Origin of the sequence: Streptomyces cadmiisoli, assembly GCF_003261055.1 — a bacterium.
Lineage (GTDB): Bacteria > Actinomycetota > Actinomycetes > Streptomycetales > Streptomycetaceae > Streptomyces > Streptomyces cadmiisoli.
In genome coordinates this window covers 803909-820564 of record NZ_CP030074.1, presented here as the reverse complement: position 1 = coordinate 820564, position 16656 = coordinate 803909, and the positions used below count along the sequence as shown (strand labels likewise).

The following is a 16656-nucleotide window of genomic DNA, read 5'->3' as shown; positions in this document are numbered from 1 at the left end:
GCCTCGACGAAGTCGGCACAGAAGTGAACAAGATCGAAATCACTGTCGGGCACACACAGGCTGCCCACGGGATTGTGGAGCACGCATGATTCCCTTGTCGTACGCCCAGCAGCGGCTTTGGTTCCTCAGTGAGCTCGGAGAGGCAGACGCCGCCTATCACATCTGCCTCGCGGTCCGCCTGCGTGGCGCCCTTGACCGCCCGGCCCTCAGCGCGGCGTTCCGCGATGTCCTGGTCCGGCACGAGGTGCTGCGCACCGTCATCCCCGTTTCCGACGGTGTACCCCGTCAGCGGATCCTGCCCATCGACTCGGTCGAGTTCGACCTGTCGACCCAGCAGGTCGGCGCCGACGAGGTGCACTCCGCGGCAACCGCGGCCGCTCGCGCCCCGTTCCAACTGAGTGTCGAGGTGCCCCTGCGTGCCCGGCTGCTCGTGGTCGGCCCGCATGAACACGTGCTGGTGGTAGTGATCCATCACATCGCGGCCGACGGCTGGTCGCTGGCGCCGCTCGCGGAAGACATTGCGACCGCGTACTCGGCGCGACTGCGAGGCCAGGAACCCGACTGGGCGCCGCTGCCGGTGCAGTACGCCGACTACACACTGTGGCAGAAGGAACTGCTGGGCGCGGACGACGACCCGGACAGCGTGTTCAGCCGGCAGCTCGCCCACTGGCGTGAAACGCTCGCCGACCTCCCGGCCGAGCTGACGCTGCCCACCGACCGGGCACGCCCCGACGTGGCCTCGCACGAGGGTGCCGACGTCGGCCTGCACATCGACGCCGATCTGCATCGCCAACTGGTCGAGCTGGCACGATCCCGGGGTGCGACCACGCACATGGTGCTGCAGGCCGCGCTGGCCGCGTTGCTGTCCCGGCTGGGTGCGGGCACGGACATCCCGATCGGCGTTCCGATCGCGGGGCGGACCGACGAGGCCCTCCACCGTGCTGTGGGCATGTTCGTCAACACCCTGGTCAGCCGCACCGACGTCAGCGGTGACCCGAGCTTCGTCGCGCTGCTCGACCGCGTCCGCGGCTCGCTCATCCGCGCGTACAGCAACCAGGACATACCCTTCGAGCGCCTGGTCGAGGTGCTCGCCCCGACCCGCTCCACCGGTCGGCATCCGTTGTTCCAGGTCGCGCTGGTGCTGCAGAACACCTCTGCCGCCGTGCTGAACCTGCCCGGTCTGACGACAGAACCGCTGGCGGTCGGCGAAGCCGCGGCCAAGTTTGACCTGTCCCTGGAGCTGGCCGAGGAGTTCGACACCGCTGGGCACCCGGCCGGTATCCGCGGATCGCTCACCTACGCCACCGATCTGTTCGGACCCGGCACAGCGCGGTCCATCGCGGACCGGTTCGTGTTGATGCTGCGTGGCGCTCTCGCCCGGCCGGACGTGCCTGTCAGTGCTGTCGAGATCCTGGACGCGGCCGAGCGCCACCAGTTGCTGATAGAGAACAACGACACGGGTGAGCGGCCGGCAGCGGCCACGGTGCATGAGTTGTTCGAGGCCAAGGCCGCACTCATGCCGCTTCACCCCGCGCTTGTCGACGACGGCCACAGGCTCACCTACGAGGAAGTGAACGAGCGGGCGAATCGACTGGCCCGGTTGCTCGTGACGCAGGGTGTGGGACCTGACCGTCTGGTCGGGGTGCTGATGGAGCGGTCCACGGATCTGGTGATCGCGCTGCTGGCCATTCTCAAGGCAGGCGGCGCCTACTTGCCGATCGACCCGGCATACCCGGACGAGCGCGTGCACGCCATGCTGGCCGACGCCGCGCCGGTGTGTGTGATCGGTGACAACACCCTGCGGGAGCGGCCGCTCACCGGGCAGCGCATCATCCTGGTGCACGCAAGCGAGACAGTCGCCGAACTGCGCGACCGGGCCGCCACGAACCTGACGGCGGCCGAGCGCCTCGGGTCTGTGCTGCCCGGGCACCCCGCGTACGCCGTCTACACCTCTGGTTCCACGGGACGGCCCAAGGGTGTCCTCGTCCCGCATGCCGCGGTGGATCGGCTGGTCCGTCAGGGTGGCTATGTCACACCTGGCCCTGACGATGTGATCGGGCAGCTGGCCTCGGTGTCCTTCGACGCCGCCACGTTCGAGATCTGGGGCGCCCTGCTCAACGGGGCCACGCTGGCTGTCGCGCCCTCCGGCGTACTCGACGCCGCAGCGCTGCGCGGCTTCATCTCGGCGCACGGCGTCAGCGTGCTGTGGCTGACAGCGGGCCTGTTCCACTACGTGGTCGACGCGGACGTGAAGGCGCTGCGGGGCTTGCGAGTGCTGCTGACCGGCGGTGACGTGCTGTCTCCGCACCGCTGCCGCACACTGCTGCGGGAACTGCCTGGAGTGCGGCTCGTCAATGGGTACGGCCCGACGGAGAACACCACCTTCAGCGCCACCCATGACATCCGCGCCACCGACGCGGACTCCGGCCGTCCTGTGCCCATCGGCGGCCCGATCAGCGGCACCCGGGTCTACGTGCTGGATGCAGCGCTGCGTCCGGTACCCGTCGGCACGCCCGGAGAACTCTACGTCGCGGGCAGTGGACTGGCCCTGGGATACCTGAACCGCCCCGCGCTCACCGCAGAGCGCTTCGTGGCCTGTCCCTTCGATGGTGCCGGGAAGCGGATGTACCGGAGTGGGGACCTGGTCCGGTGGAGTCCCGAGGGAGTGCTGGAATTCCTCGGTCGCACGGACGACCAGGTGAAGATCCGCGGCTTCCGTGTCGAGCTGGGTGAGGTCGAAGCCGCCCTGCTGGCACATCCCGCGGTCGCCCAGGCCGCTGCGGTCGTTCGTGCGGACCCCGCGGGAGGTCAGCACCTCGTCGGCTATGTGGTGCCCGTCGCGGGCGCCGACGCCACGGATGTCCGCGCGTATCTGCGGGACCGGGTGCCGGAATACCTGGTGCCCTCCGCGGTCGTCGTGCTGGACGAGCTGCCGCTGACGGCCAACGGCAAGCTGGACCGCGGGAAACTGCCCGCGCCTCGGACGACCACCCCGTCCGGTGCCGGCCGGAAGCCGTCAACTCAGCGCGAGGCGGACCTGTGCGAGGTGTTCGCGGCCATCCTCGCTCTGCCCGAGGTCGGCGTGGACGACAACTTCTTCGAACTGGGCGGCCACTCGCTACTGGCCACGCGGCTGGCCAGCAGGATCCGGACGACGCTCGGCATCGAGGTCCCGATTCGCGCGGTCTTCGATGCGCCCACGGCGGCGGGACTGGCCGCCAGGCTCGGCACCGAGGACACCACGCGGTCGGCGCCGGCACCTCAAGAGCGTCCAGCCGTGCTGCCGCTGTCGTACGCGCAGCAGCGGCTGTGGTTCCTCGGCGAGCTCGACGGGCCCGGTACGACCTACAACATCCCCATCGTGCTGCGGCTGACGGGCGCTCTGGTGCCCGAGATGCTCGACGCGGCGCTCGCGGACGTGGTCGCCCGGCACGAAGTCCTGCGTACCGTGTACCGCGTCGCGGACGGAGAGCCGTACCAGCACATCCTTCCTCCGCACAGCGCCACTGACGGCGTCTCCGTGCGTGACATCGCCGCCACCGACCTGCCCGCCGCTGTCACGGCCGCCGCCGAGCACGTGTTCGACCTGACCACGGACATACCGATTCACCTGCGGCTGCTGCGAGTCGCCGCGGACGACTACGTGCTGGTGCTCGTCATCCACCACATCGCGGGTGACGGCTGGTCGCTGGGCCCGCTGGCCCGTGCCCTCTCGCAGGCGTACGCCGCCCGCCGCGCGGGCCACGCGCCGCGGTGGGAACCGTTGCCCCTGCAGTACGCCGACTACACCCTCTGGCAGAGGGACCACCTCGGCGACCTGGACGATCCCGCGAGCGTGCTCTCCGCCCAACTGGGTTTCTGGCGGTCGCAACTCGTCGGCCTGCCCGAGGAGATCGCACTACCTGCTGACCGGCCCCGCCCGCTGTCCTCGTCGCACCGGGGCGGTTCGATCCCGCTCCGACTGGACCCCGTGCTCCACGCCTCGGTGACGCGGTTGGCCCGCGCCCACGACGTGACCGTGTTCATGGTGCTCCAGGGCGCACTCGCCGCCGTGCTGTCCCGGCTCGGCGCGGGCACCGACATCCCGATCGGCACACCGATCGCCGGCCGTACCGATGATGCGCTGGAAGACCTCGTCGGGTTCTTCGTCAACACGCTCGTGCTGCGCACCGACCTGTCCGGCGATCCCGGCTTCAGCCAGGTGCTGAGCCGGGTCCGCGACACCGGTCTGGCCGCCTTCGCGCACCAGGACCTCCCCTTCGAGCGGCTGGTGGAGGACCTTGCCCCCACCCGGTCGACTGCCCGCCACCCGCTGTTCCAGGTGATGCTCGCGGTGCGCGGCCTCACCTCGCCCGTGCTGGATCTGCCCGGCATCGCGGTCGGCCCGGCCGGGACGGCGCCCAGTACCGCGAAGTTCGACCTCGATTTCGACCTCGCCGAGACCTTCGACGCGGACGGGGCGCCCGCCGGCATTCATGGGGAACTCACCTATGCGCTGGACCTGTTCGACCAGCCGACGGCCCAGGGCTTCTGCGAGCGCTTCCGGCGCCTTCTGGCCGACGCGGCGAACCGGCCCGACCTGCCGATCAGTAGCCTGGAAGTCCTGGACGAAGCCGAACGTCGCCGGCTGGTCGACGGCTGGCACACCACGACTCGGACTCTTCCGCAAGCCACGGTGCCGGATCTGCTCCAGGCACAGACGACGCGCACACCGGACGCCACCGCCGTGGTGTTCGGAGACGTCAGCGTGACCTTCCGACAGCTCAACTCCCGTGCGAACAAGCTCGCGCGACTGCTGGTGGAGCAAGGCGTCGGGCCGGAGGACCTGGTCGGGGTGCTCCTCGACCGGTCCGATGCCGTGATCGTGGCACTGCTGGCCGTACTGAAGGCAGGTGGCGTATGCCTGCCGATCGACCCGGACTACCCGGACGAACGCATCGCGTATCTGATCGAGGACGCACAGCCCGTCCGCGTACTCACCACCGAAGCATGGCAGTCCCGGGTCTCTTCAGCCCTTGCGCTCGACGCGCCCTGCACGCTGGCGCGGCTGGAGGAACTCGCCGACACCGACCTCACCGACCTCGACCGTAATGGCCCGTTGCACCCCGGCCACCCCGCTTACGCGGTCTACACCTCGGGCTCCACCGGTGTGCCCAAGGGGGTTCTCGTCCCGCACCAGGGCCTGGTGAACCTTTTCCACCACCAGCGCGCCCACATGACGTCGGCCCCGGACCGGCCGCTGCGGGTGGCCCTGACCTACCCGCTGAGTTTCGACGCGGCGTGGGAGAGCCTGCTGTGGATGATCGCCGGTCATGAACTGCACCTGGTCCCGGACGGGGTGCGCCACGACCCCGAAGCGCTGGTCGGCCACGTCCGCGACGCGCAGATCGACGTCGTGGACAGCACACCCACCCACCTGCGGCAGCTGGTCGAGGCAGGCCTGCTCGACCCGCGCCGGCACAGGCCGGGCATCGTCATCGCCGGTGGTGAAGCGCTCGGCGAACCGCTGTGGCAGCAGCTCAGATCCGCGCACGGCGTCGAGAGCTTCAACCTCTACGGTCCCACCGAGTGCACAATCGACGCCCTCTGGCACCCCGTTGCGGAGGGGGCCCGGCCGCTGGTCGGGCGGCCCGTCGACAACGCCCGGGCCTACGTTCTGGACGCCGGCCTCAGTCCGGTCCCCCCGGGCGTGCCCGGTGAGCTGTACATCGCGGGTGCCGGGCTGGCCCGCGGGTACCTCGGCCGGCCGGCACGCACCGCGGAACGGTTCGTGGCCTGCCCGTTCGGCGCGCCCGGGGAGCGGATGTACCGCACCGGCGACCTGGTGCGTTGGAACACCTCCGGCGAGCTGGACTTCCTCGGACGCACCGACGACCAGGTGAAACTGCGGGGGTTCCGGGTGGAACTCGGCGAGGTAGAAGCCGCGCTCCTGGCGTGTCCCGGGATCAGCCGCGCGGCCGTCGTGGTGCGTACGGACGACCGTGGTGAGCAGCAACTGGTGGGCTACGTGGTCCCCTCCGACGCGGCCGTGGACGCCGCGACCGTGCGCGAACACCTGCGCGGCCGTCTGCCCGGGTACGCGGTGCCCGCCGCGGTCGTCGCGATGGAGACGTTGCCGGTCCTGGCGAACGGCAAACTGGACCGGAGCGCGCTGCCGGCACCAGGTCCGTCCGCCGCTTCCGGATCAGGGCGCGGGCCCAGCACCCCGCAGGAAGAGCTCATCTGCGCCGCGTTCGCCGAAGCCCTCGGCGTGTCGGGCGTCGGCGTGGACGACAACTTCTTCGAGATGGGCGGCCATTCGCTGCTCGCGGTCCGGCTGGTGGAACGGCTGCGCGGTCACGGCATCGGTGTCGACGTGCGCACCCTGTTCGCGCGCCCGACCCCGGCCGCCCTCGCCGCGGCCGCCGGTCAGGACGAGGTGACGGTACCGCCGAACCTGATACCGGCGGACGCCGCCGCGATCACCCCGGACATGCTGACCCTCGTCGACCTGAACACCCAGGAGATCGAGAACATCGTCGGACGGATCCCCGGCGGCGCGGCGAACATAGCCGACATCTACCCGCTGGCTCCGCTGCAGGAAGGCATCCTCTTCCACCATCTGATGGCCGAGGCGGACAACGACGCCTACGTCCTGCCGGCCGTGCTGCGGTTCGACTCCCGGCAGCGACTGACGGCATTCCTCACCGCGCTGCAGGCGGTCGTGGACCGGCATGACATTCTGCGCACGGCGATCCTCTGGCAGGGGCTGCGAGAACCCGTGCAGGTCGTCGTCCGGCACGCCGAGATACCCGTCGTCACCGTCACTGTCGACGATCACACCGATGTCGCCGAAGGCCTGCTGGCCGTGTGCGGGTCCGCCATGGACATCACCGCCGCGCCCTTGGTGCGCGCCTACGTGGCGGACGAGCCCGCCAACGGGGCCTACCTGCTCCTCCAGGTACACCACCTGATACAGGACCACACCGCACTTGAGGTGGTGCTCGGCGAGGTGAACGCGTACCTGGCCGGGCAGCAAGATCTGCTGCCCAAGGCGCTGCCGTTCCGTGATTTCATCGCCAACGCACGACTGCGGGTGCCGGTGGCCGAGCACGAGCGCTTCTTCGCCGAACTTCTCGGAGACGTCACCGAGCCGACCGCACCGCTCGGCGTCCTCGACGTGCTGGGCGACGGCAGCGGCATCGCCGAGGCCACTCGCCCCCTCGACGCCGAGCTCGGCGCGCGCCTGCACGAACAGGCGCGCCGGCACGGCGTCACGGCTGCGACGATCTTCCATGTCGCGTGGTCGCGGCTGCTCGCCGCGCTGTCCGGACGCAGCGATGTCGTCTTCGGCACGGTGCTGTTCGGGCGCATGGCCGCCGGATCCGGAGCGGACCGGGTGCCCGGCTTGTTCATCAACACCCTGCCGGTGCGCATGGACACCGCGAACACGGTCGCGGACGCGGTCACCGCCATGCGGGACCGGCTGGTTGAGCTGCTCATCCACGAACACGCGCCGCTGACGCTCGCCCAGCGGGCCAGCGCCGTCCCGCCGCGGACGCCGCTGTTCACTTCCCTGCTGAACTACCGGCACGGCACCCAGTCCCGCGACGGCGTGTCCACCGTCGTGGACGGTGCCGAAGTGATACAGGCCAGGGACATCAACAACTACCCGCTCACCGTCTCCATCGACGACGCCACCACCGGGTACACGATCAACGCCCAGGCGATGGCGCCGATCGACCCCGAGTCGGTGTGCCGCTGGCTGGACACCACGGTGCGCAACCTCGTCGACGCGTTGGAAACCGCACCGGATACGTCCCTGCAGCGCATCGAAATCCTCGACGAGCAGGAGCGCAGCCGAATGCTGCCCGCCTGCGACGGCACGGTCGAGACCGCCGCCGCGGAACGGACGCTGCCGCAGCTGTTCGAGGCTGCGGCCACCGTTGCGCCTGACGCCATTGCGCTGTCCGGCGAGGACGCCGTCCTGAGCTACGCGCAACTCAACGGTCGGGCCAACCAGCTCGCCCGGCTGCTCATCCAGCGCGGTGTCGGACCGGAAACCCTCGTGGGCGTGCTGCTGGACCGTGGCATCGAACTGGCCGTGGCGTTGCTCGCGGTGCTCAAGGCAGGCGGCGCGTACCTGCCGATCGACCCGGCCTACCCCGACGAACGGATCGCCTACCTCGCAGGGGACGCCCGCCCGGCGTGCGTCCTGACGACCGACGACCTGCGTGACCGACTGCCCCAGGGCTCGGAGGCGGTCGTCGTCGACTCCGCCGCGACGCTCACCACGCTCCTCCGGACACCTGACACGGACGTCACCGACGCGGAACGCTCCCGCCCGCTCCTGCCCGGCCATCCGGCCTACGCCATCTACACGTCCGGATCGACAGGGCAGCCCAAGGGCGTTCTCGTGCCCCACGCCAACGTGGTGCGCCTGCTCTCGGCCACCCACGACTGGTTCCGCTTCGGGGCGGATGACGTGTGGACCTGGTTCCACTCCTTCGCGTTCGACTTCTCCGTGTGGGAGCTGTGGGGCGCGCTGGCGCACGGCGGGCGGCTGGTGGTCGTACCCACGACGGTGTCACGGTCGCCCCGGGAGTTCCTCGACCTGCTGGCCCGCGAACGGGTCACCGTGCTCAACCAGACTCCGTCCGCGTTCTACCAGCTGATCGTCGCCGAGGCCGAGGCACCCGAGCGGCAGCTCGCGCTGCGCCACGTGGTGTTCGGAGGTGAGGCACTGGACCCACGCCGCCTGCGACCCTGGTACGACCGCCACGCGGACGACGCCCCGGTGCTGGTCAACATGTATGGCATCACCGAGACAACGGTGCACGTCACATACGCGGCTATGAACGCCGCGGCGGCCGACACCCCCACAGCGGTCGGCGTGATCGGTCAGGCCATCCCGGACCTGAGGCTCTACGTCCTCGACACAGGCATGTGCCCGGTCGCTCCCGGCGTGGCCGGTGAACTGTACGTGGCCGGAGCCGGACTCGCCCGCGGGTATCTGCGCCGACCCGGTCTGACCGCGCAGCGCTTCGTGGCCTGTCCGTTCGGTGAGCCCGGAGAGCGGATGTACCGCACCGGTGACCTCGTGCGATGGACCACCGACGGTCAGCTGGAGTACCTGGGCCGCGCCGACGACCAGGTGAAGATCCGCGGGTTCCGCATCGAGCTGGGCGAGATAGAAGCCGCTCTGCTGCGCCACCCGGCCGTCAACCAGGCGGCGGCGGTGGTGCGGGAAGACTCTCCGGGCGACCAGCGACTGGTCGGCTATGTAGTGACGTCCGGCGAGAGTGTCGACACCGCGGACATCCGCACGTTCGTACGGCACTGGCTGCCCGAGCACATGCGTCCCGCATCGGTGGTCGCTCTGGACACGCTGCCTCTCACGGCCAACGGCAAACTGGACCGGCGTGCCTTGCCCAAGCCTGACGCGGCATCTACCGGCGCGGGACGTGCTCCAGCCACCGCGCGCGAACAGGCGCTGTGCGACGTGTTCGCCGAAGTGCTGGACGTGCCGAGCGTGAGCACCGGCGACAACTTCTTCGAGATGGGCGGGCATTCGCTGCTGGCGGTCCGGCTCGTGGAACGGTTGCGGGGCTGCGGCATCGCCGTTGACGTGCGCACCCTGTTCGCCCAGCCCACCGTGGCCGAACTCGCCAGGGCCGGCGCGCGCGGTGAGGTGGACGTCCCACCGAACCTGATTCCCGCACACGCAGACGCGATCACACCGGACATGTTGCCGCTCGTCGACCTGGACACTGCCGCCATCGAGCGGATCGTCGGACAGATTCCCGGCGGTGCGGCGAACATCGCCGACATCTACCCGCTGGCGCCTCTGCAGGAAGGCATCCTCTTCCATCACCTGATGGCCGAGGACGGGGCCGACGTGTACGTCATTCCGATCATGCTCGAGTTCGACTCCTCCGCGCACGTCGAGCGGTTCCTCGAAGCACTGCAACACGTCGTGGACCGGCATGACATCCTGCGGACGGCGTTCTGCTGGGAAGGGCTGAGCGAGCCCGTTCAAGTTGTCGTCCGGCAGGCGGAGATTCCCGTCGAGACGGTGGAACCGCCCTCATCCGCGGACGAAACAGACTTCGCGGCCCAGTTGCTCGCCGTCTGCCCGCCGGCCATGGCCATCGGTGTGGCGCCCCTGATCCGGGCCCACGTCACCACGGCTCCGGAGAGCGGACGAGCCGTGCTCCTCCTCCATCTCCACCACCTGATCGACGACCACACAGGCCTGGAAGTGGTGCTGGGCGAGGTCCGCGCGTTCCTGGAGGGACAGCAGGACAGGCTGCCCGCCCCGCTGCCGTTCCGCAGTTTCGTCGCCCAGTCACGCTTGCGGGTCTCCCGCGACGAGCATGAGCAGTACTTCAGCGCCCTGCTCGGCGACGTCACCGAGCCCACCGCCCCGTTCGGGGTGGTCGACACCCTCGGCGACGGCACGGCCCTGACCGAGTCGACACGCCGACTGTCACCGGAGGCTTCTGCCCGGCTGCGCGCGCAGGCGCGACAGCTGGGTGTCTCGGCCGCCACCCTTTTCCACGTGGTGTGGGCCCGTGTCACCGCTGCATTCGCCGGCCGCGACGACGTGGTGTTCGGCACCGTCCTGTTCGGACGCCTGAACGCCGGCGCCGGCGCCGACCGCATCCCGGGCCTGTTCATCAACACGCTGCCGGTGCGGCTGACCACCGGCGGCTTGAGCGTGACTGATGCCGTGCACGCGATGCGGGACCAACTCGCCGAGCTGATGGTGCACGAGCACGCCCCGCTGTCCCTGGCCCAACGCGCCAGTGGCTTGGCGGCACAGACACCGTTGTTCACCTCGCTCCTGAACTACCGGCAGGCTGCCGCTGCGGCCGAACCGGAGGTGGCGAGCTTTCCGGGTATCCGGGTGCTGCACACGCGGGACGTCACGAACTACCCGTTGACGCTCTCGGTCAACGACGACGGCGAGAACTTCTTGCTGATCAGCCAGAGCACCGGAGCGGATGCCGACGCGGTCGGCGAGCGAGTGGTCGCCGCTGTTGAGCAGCTGGTGGCCACGCTGGAAACAGCGCCTGGAACACCGCTGACCGATGTCGACGTGATGGGTGGGGGTGAGCGGGCTCGGATTCTGGTGGAGTGGAATGACACGGATCGTCTGGTGTCTGCTGCCACTTTGCCGGGGTTGTTCGAGGCGCAGGTTGTGCGTTCGCCTGAAGCTGCTGCGGTGGTGTTCGAGGGTGTGGGGCTGTCGTATGCGGAGTTGAATGCTCGTGCCAACCGGCTGGCTCGGGTGCTGGTGGATCGAGGTGCGGGACCGGAGAGTGTCGTCGCGGTCATGCTGGACCGGGGCGTGGATCTGGTAGTGGCGCTGCTTGCGGTGTTGAAGGCGGGTGGCGCCTATCTCCCGGTCAATCCCGGGTATCCGCGGAAGCGTGTTGAGGGTCTGCTGGCGGATGCGGAGCCGGTGTGTGTGGTGACGGCTGCTTCTGTGGGTGGGTGGTTGCCCTCGGCGGTGGTCCTCGACGCTCCGGAAACGGTGGCGGCACTGGCGTGCGCCAGTTCGGGGGACCTGACCGGTCGTGGTGTGCTGCCTGGGCATCCGGCGTATGTGATGTTCACGTCGGGTTCGACGGGACAACCCAAGGGCGTGGTCGTCGCACACGAGGGCATCGTGAACCGGCTGGCATGGATGCAGGAAATGTGTCCGATCAACGCGTCGGACCAGGTGCTCCAGAAGACACCGTTCGGTTTCGATGTGTCGGTGTGGGAGTTCTTCTGGCCATTGCTGGAAGGCGCCACGCTGGTCGTCGCCCGACCCGACGGGCACCGTGATCCGGCCTACCTCGCCGAACTCATCTCACGCGAACAGATCACGGTCACCCACTTCGTTCCCTCGATGCTGCGCATGTTCCTCACCGAGCCTGCCGCCGCCAATTGTGGAGGGCTACGTGCAGTGGTGTGCAGTGGCGAGGCATTGCCGGCCGAACTGGCTGCTCGGTTCGGGGCAGTGTTGCCGGGGGTGCCGCTGCACAACCTGTACGGGCCGACAGAAGCATCGGTCGACGTCACGGCATGGCCGTGCAAGACGGGCGCGGACACAGGCGCGGGCATGGTGACCGTGCCGATCGGTCGACCGGTGTGGAACACGCAGGTCTACGTCCTCGACGCCGCTCTGCGGCCGGTGGTGCCGGGCGTCCCGGGAGAGCTGTATCTGGCCGGTGTCCAGCTGGCGCGTGGCTATCTGGGGCGCAGAGGCTTGACGGCGGAGCGGTTCGTTGCGTGCCCCTACGGCAGGGCGGGTGAGCGCATGTATCGCACCGGCGACCTGGTCCGATGGAACTCCGAGGGCGTGCTCGAGTTCCTGGGCCGCACCGATGACCAGGTCAAGATCCGTGGCCAGCGAGTCGAACTCGGAGAGATCGAAGCAGCCCTGCTCGCTGATTCCTCCGTTGCCCAAGCTGCGGTCGTAGTCCGAGAAGACACCCCAGGCGACCAACGCCTCACCGGATACATCGTGCCCGCCACAGACACCCACACGATCGACACGACGGCCCTGCGTACGGGACTGCAGCATGTACTGCCCGAACACATGGTGCCCTCCGCGCTCATCCAGCTCGGTGAGCTACCGCTGTCGGTCAACGGCAAACTCGACCGACGCGCCCTACCCGCCCCCGAGATGCGTTCCGCGAATGTGGGACGTGGACCTTCCACGCCGCAGGAGAAGGCACTCTGCGCCGTCTTCGCCGAAGTCCTCGGCATTCCAGACGTCGGCGTGGACGACAACTTCTTCGAACTCGGCGGCCACTCCCTCCTCGCCGTACAACTGGTCAGCCGCATCCGAGCGACCCTGAACATGGACCTCTCCCTTCAGGCGGTGATGGCCGCACCGACTGCGGCGAAGCTGGCGGAGCGCGTCTTGCAGCGGTCCACGGACGACGGGTGTGAGGTGCTCCTGCCGATTCGCACCCAGGGCAGCCGTGAACCCTGGTTCTGCGTTCACCCCGTGAGCGGTCTGAGCTGGTGCTACACGCCGCTGGCGAGCCACGTGCCCAGCGACACCCCGTTGTACGGTCTACAGTCCAGCGGGCTGGACGGGCACGGCGTGGTGCACGAGTCCGTCGAGGAGATGGCTGCCGCCTACGTCGACCACATCCGATCCGTACAGGCCGACGGTCCCTATCACCTCCTGGGCTGGTCCTTCGGCGGGCTGATCGCGCAGGAGATGGCCGTCCGACTCCGGGAAAGCGGCGCGGAAGTCGCCGCTCTCGTCATCCTGGACGCCTATCCGTCCGCCCCGGGCAGTACGTCCGAGATCCTCACCGACCCTGACGCGACCGAGGTGTCGGCTGACGCCATCGCGGGACTGATTGAGGCAGCAGGGCTGGACACCACGGTGCCGCGGGCGGATCCCTCGCTTCTCCGGCGGATCGTCGCCAACAATGCTCGGATCGCCGCTGCTCACAGCCCTCGTGAATACGACGGCGGCCTACTGTTCATCCCGTCGATGGAGGGCATGCTCAGCGGCGGGGCCGACCGGTGGAAACACCTCGTGACCGGTGAGATCACGCAGTACCACTTGCCGTGCGCGCACGAGGACATGGCCCGCCCCGACATGCTGGCCAGAGTGTGGCAGGCGATCTCGCACTGGCGGGAGGCATGATGACCGGCACGACAGAGGCGGACGTCCGACGACCCGACCGGTCCCACCAGCGACATGGGCCGACGAGCCGATGGCTGCGTACCTGGCACGCGAGTCCAGCACCGCGCATGAGGCTGATCTGCTTCCCGTACGCCGGAGGATCTGCGAGCTTCTACCGGCCTTGGGCACACCATGTACCCGCTGGCGCAGAAGTAGAACTGTCCGCTATCCGGGCAGAGAAGACCGTCTCCTCGAATCTCCGGCGCGCACCATGGACGAGTTGACCGCACCACTGGCACGCGCCATCGCGGCCGAGGCCGGCGGAGTTCCCGTGGCGCTCTTCGGACACAGCATGGGCGCGCTGGTCGCCTACGAGACCGCTCTACGCTTGCAGGCCGCCGGTGGTCCGCAGGTGGCAGCCCTCCTGGTATCCGGCTACTCCGGCCCGGAACGGCGCCCACCCAGGTCACTGGCGGACGCCCAGGACAACGAACTGATGGACGAACTCGTCCAGTTGGGCGGCATGGACGCGGAGGCTTTCACACATGCTGAGCTTCGCGACCTCGTCCTCTCAGCCGTGCGCTCGGACTATCGACTGCTCGAGAACCATGTCGCACCCGTAGTACGGCCCGTGAACGCGCCGTTGACCGCCTACTACGGCAGGCAGGACACCGCGCTGGGGCCCGACCTCGTGTCGGCGTGGTCGGAAGCGACACGAATCTCCTTCACCAACCGTGCGTTCGAGGGTGGCCACTTCTACCTGGTCGAGCATGCCCGCGATCTTGTCGCGGATGTGCTCGGCAGGCTCGGCGTCTAGGCGCCGAGCGAGTTCCGGGGCGAGCCGCTCTGGCCGCGCCGTCATCTGCCCAAGAAAGGAAATCATCATGACCAACCCCTTCGAGGACACCACTGCCGACTACCTCGTCCTTGTCAACGCTGAAGGCCAGCACTCGCTGTGGGCGGCCTTCATCGAGGTGCCCGACGGGTGGACGGTCGCTTTCGGCGAGGCGAGTCGTGAGGCATGCCTCGAGTTCATCGAGGAGTCGTGGGTCGACATGCGGCCCAAGAGCCTGATCGCAGCGATGGACAATAACTGACCTGTCCCGGCCGGCGTCCGCGTCGCGCTCCGGGAACGACGACATCGAACGTGGAACAAGGAGAGGCGAGAGGTGGAAGCCATCAGTGCGCAGGGACTGGTGAAGACCTTCGGCGGGGTCCGAGCCCTGGCCGGGGTCGACCTGCACGTGCCGGAGGGAACGGTGCTCGGACTGCTCGGGCCCAACGGGGCGGGCAAGACCAGCACGGTGCGGGTGCTCACCACTTTGCTGCGCCCGGACGCCGGCCGGGCGTTCGTCGCCGGGGTGGACGTACTGCGTCACCCAGACAAAGTGCGTGGACTGATCGGTCTGTCCGGGCAGTACGCGGCTGTTGATGAGTACCTGACCGGCACGGAGAACCTGCGCATGGTCGGTGAGCTGTACCAGATGACCACGCGGGAGGCCAAGGTCAGGGCCAAAGAACTGATCGAATGGTTCAATCTCGGCGCTGCGGCCGACCGGCCTGCCAAGACTTACTCGGGAGGAATGCGGCGCAGACTCGACCTCGCCGCTGCCCTCGTGGTACGGCCACCGGTGATGTTCCTGGACGAGCCGACAACCGGCCTCGACCCGCACAACCGGATCGCGTTGTGGGAGGTGATGGAGTCTCTGGCCGACCAGGGCAGCACCATCCTGCTCACCACCCAGTATCTGGAGGAGGCCGATCGGCTGGCGGACGACATCGCTGTGGTCGACAAGGGCGAGGTGATCGCCCGCGGATCCAGCGACGAGCTCAAGGCGCGGGTGGGCAACGAGCGAGTCGAGATCGTGGTGCGCGACCGAGACCGGATCGCCGCCACGGTCGAGGCGATCACCGGTGTCGCGACGGCAGGCGTGGTCGTCGACCGGCGCACCGGCAGGATCACTGTGCCGGTCGACGGGGGCGCCCCGGTGCTCGCCGGGATGATCAACGAGTTGGAATGCCGCGGTCTGCGACCCGACGAGATCTGTCTGCGCAGGCCGACCCTCGACGAGGTCTTCCTGTCGCTGACCGGCCACGCCGACGTCCCTGACGGCAGTCCGGCTCCCTCTCCGGTCGAAGTAAGGGCCGGGGGCACGCGGGTCGCGGCTCGAGAGGAGATCTGAGATGACGACGAACAGCCTGACGGTCACCCCGGAGACACCCAGATCGCGTCCGCGGCTGGTTCGGCTGCTGCGGGACTCGTGGACCGTGACCAAACGCAACCTGCGACGGACGACACGCATACCGGAGAGCTTCGTCCTCGTCCTGGTTCAAGCTGTGATGTTCGTGCTGTTGTTCTCTTATGTGCTGGGCGGCGCGGTCGTGGTACCGGGCGCCGGGCCGAGCGGATACCGCGAGTTCATCATGGCGGGCATCTTCACCCAGGTGGTGATGTTCGGAGTGGCCGGCGCTTCGACCGGAGTCGCCGAGGACATGGCCAAGGGGCTGGTGGACCGTTTCAGGTCGCTACCCGTGGCACGCTCCGCGGTGCTGATGGGACGGACGCTTGCGGACGTACTGCAGACCGCGGCTACTTTGCTGGTCCTCGCTGTGGTAGCCCTGCTGGTGGGATGGCGGATCCACCATGGCCTGCTGCCCGCACTCGGCGCTTTCGTTCTGCTGCTGCTGTTCGGGTACGCCTTCTCCTGGGTGGGCGCCTGGGTGGGTCTTTCGGTCCGCACCTCCGAGGCGGCCGGGTCGGCGGGGGTGATCTGGGTCTTCCCCATGACGTTCCTTTCCAACGCCTTCGTCCCGGTCGCCACCATGCCCGGCTGGCTGAAGACCATCGCGTACTGGAATCCCCTCAGCGCCACGGTCCAGGCTTGTCGGCAGTTGTTCGGAAACCCTGGTGCCGATCCCGCCGACGTGTGGCCCATGCAGCACCCGGTCCTCGCTTCGCTCACCTGGTCGTTGGTGATCCTGGTCGTCTTCTCCTGGCTGGCCACTCGTAAATACCGTAGCGCCACCCGATGAAC

Annotated in this window: 5 protein-coding genes; all 5 read left to right on the top strand. The window is 68.8% G+C overall.

Going from position 1 to position 16656, the window contains the following annotated elements:
* The first annotated feature begins 85 nt into the window (after window positions 1–85).
* The 5 genes from DN051_RS44075 to DN051_RS44055 all read left to right on the top strand — a co-directional run bounded on the left by DN051_RS44075 (window position 86) and on the right by DN051_RS44055 (window position 16654).
* On the top strand, window positions 86–13642 hold the full coding sequence (locus DN051_RS44075; protein WP_112443304.1) for an amino acid adenylation domain-containing protein: 13557 nt from the start codon (window positions 86–88) through the stop codon (window positions 13640–13642).
* Window positions 13643–13712: 70 nt separating this feature from the next.
* A complete protein-coding gene (locus tag DN051_RS44070; RefSeq protein WP_112443303.1) occupies window positions 13713–14438 on the top strand; it encodes a thioesterase II family protein in 726 nt (241 codons plus the stop codon).
* Window positions 14439–14505: 67 nt separating this feature from the next.
* On the top strand, window positions 14506–14718 hold the full coding sequence (locus tag DN051_RS44065; RefSeq protein ID WP_112443302.1) for an MbtH family protein: 213 nt from the start codon (window positions 14506–14508) through the stop codon (window positions 14716–14718).
* Window positions 14719–14790: 72 nt separating this feature from the next.
* Window positions 14791–15804 carry an ATP-binding cassette domain-containing protein gene (locus tag DN051_RS44060; RefSeq protein WP_246041231.1) on the top strand — a complete coding sequence of 338 codons (1014 nt, stop codon included), beginning with the start codon at window positions 14791–14793 and terminating at the stop codon, window positions 15802–15804.
* A 1-nt stretch (window position 15805) separates the two neighbouring features.
* Window positions 15806–16654 (top strand): ABC transporter permease, encoded by an 849-nt coding sequence (locus tag DN051_RS44055; RefSeq protein ID WP_112443301.1) that lies wholly within the window; start codon window positions 15806–15808, stop codon window positions 16652–16654.
* Window positions 16655–16656: the final 2 nt, after the last annotated feature.

Excerpts from the sequence above, each read along its gene's own strand:
- DN051_RS44065 (WP_112443302.1), top strand. The coding sequence starts at position 14,506 with ATGACCAACCCCTTCGAGGACACCACTGCCGACTACCTCGTCCTTGTC.
- DN051_RS44055 (WP_112443301.1), top strand. The coding sequence starts at position 15,806 with ATGACGACGAACAGCCTGACGGTCACCCCGGAGACACCCAGATCGCGT.
- DN051_RS44070 (WP_112443303.1), top strand. The coding sequence starts at position 13,713 with ATGGCTGCGTACCTGGCACGCGAGTCCAGCACCGCGCATGAGGCTGAT.
- DN051_RS44075 (WP_112443304.1), top strand. The coding sequence starts at position 86 with ATGATTCCCTTGTCGTACGCCCAGCAGCGGCTTTGGTTCCTCAGTGAG.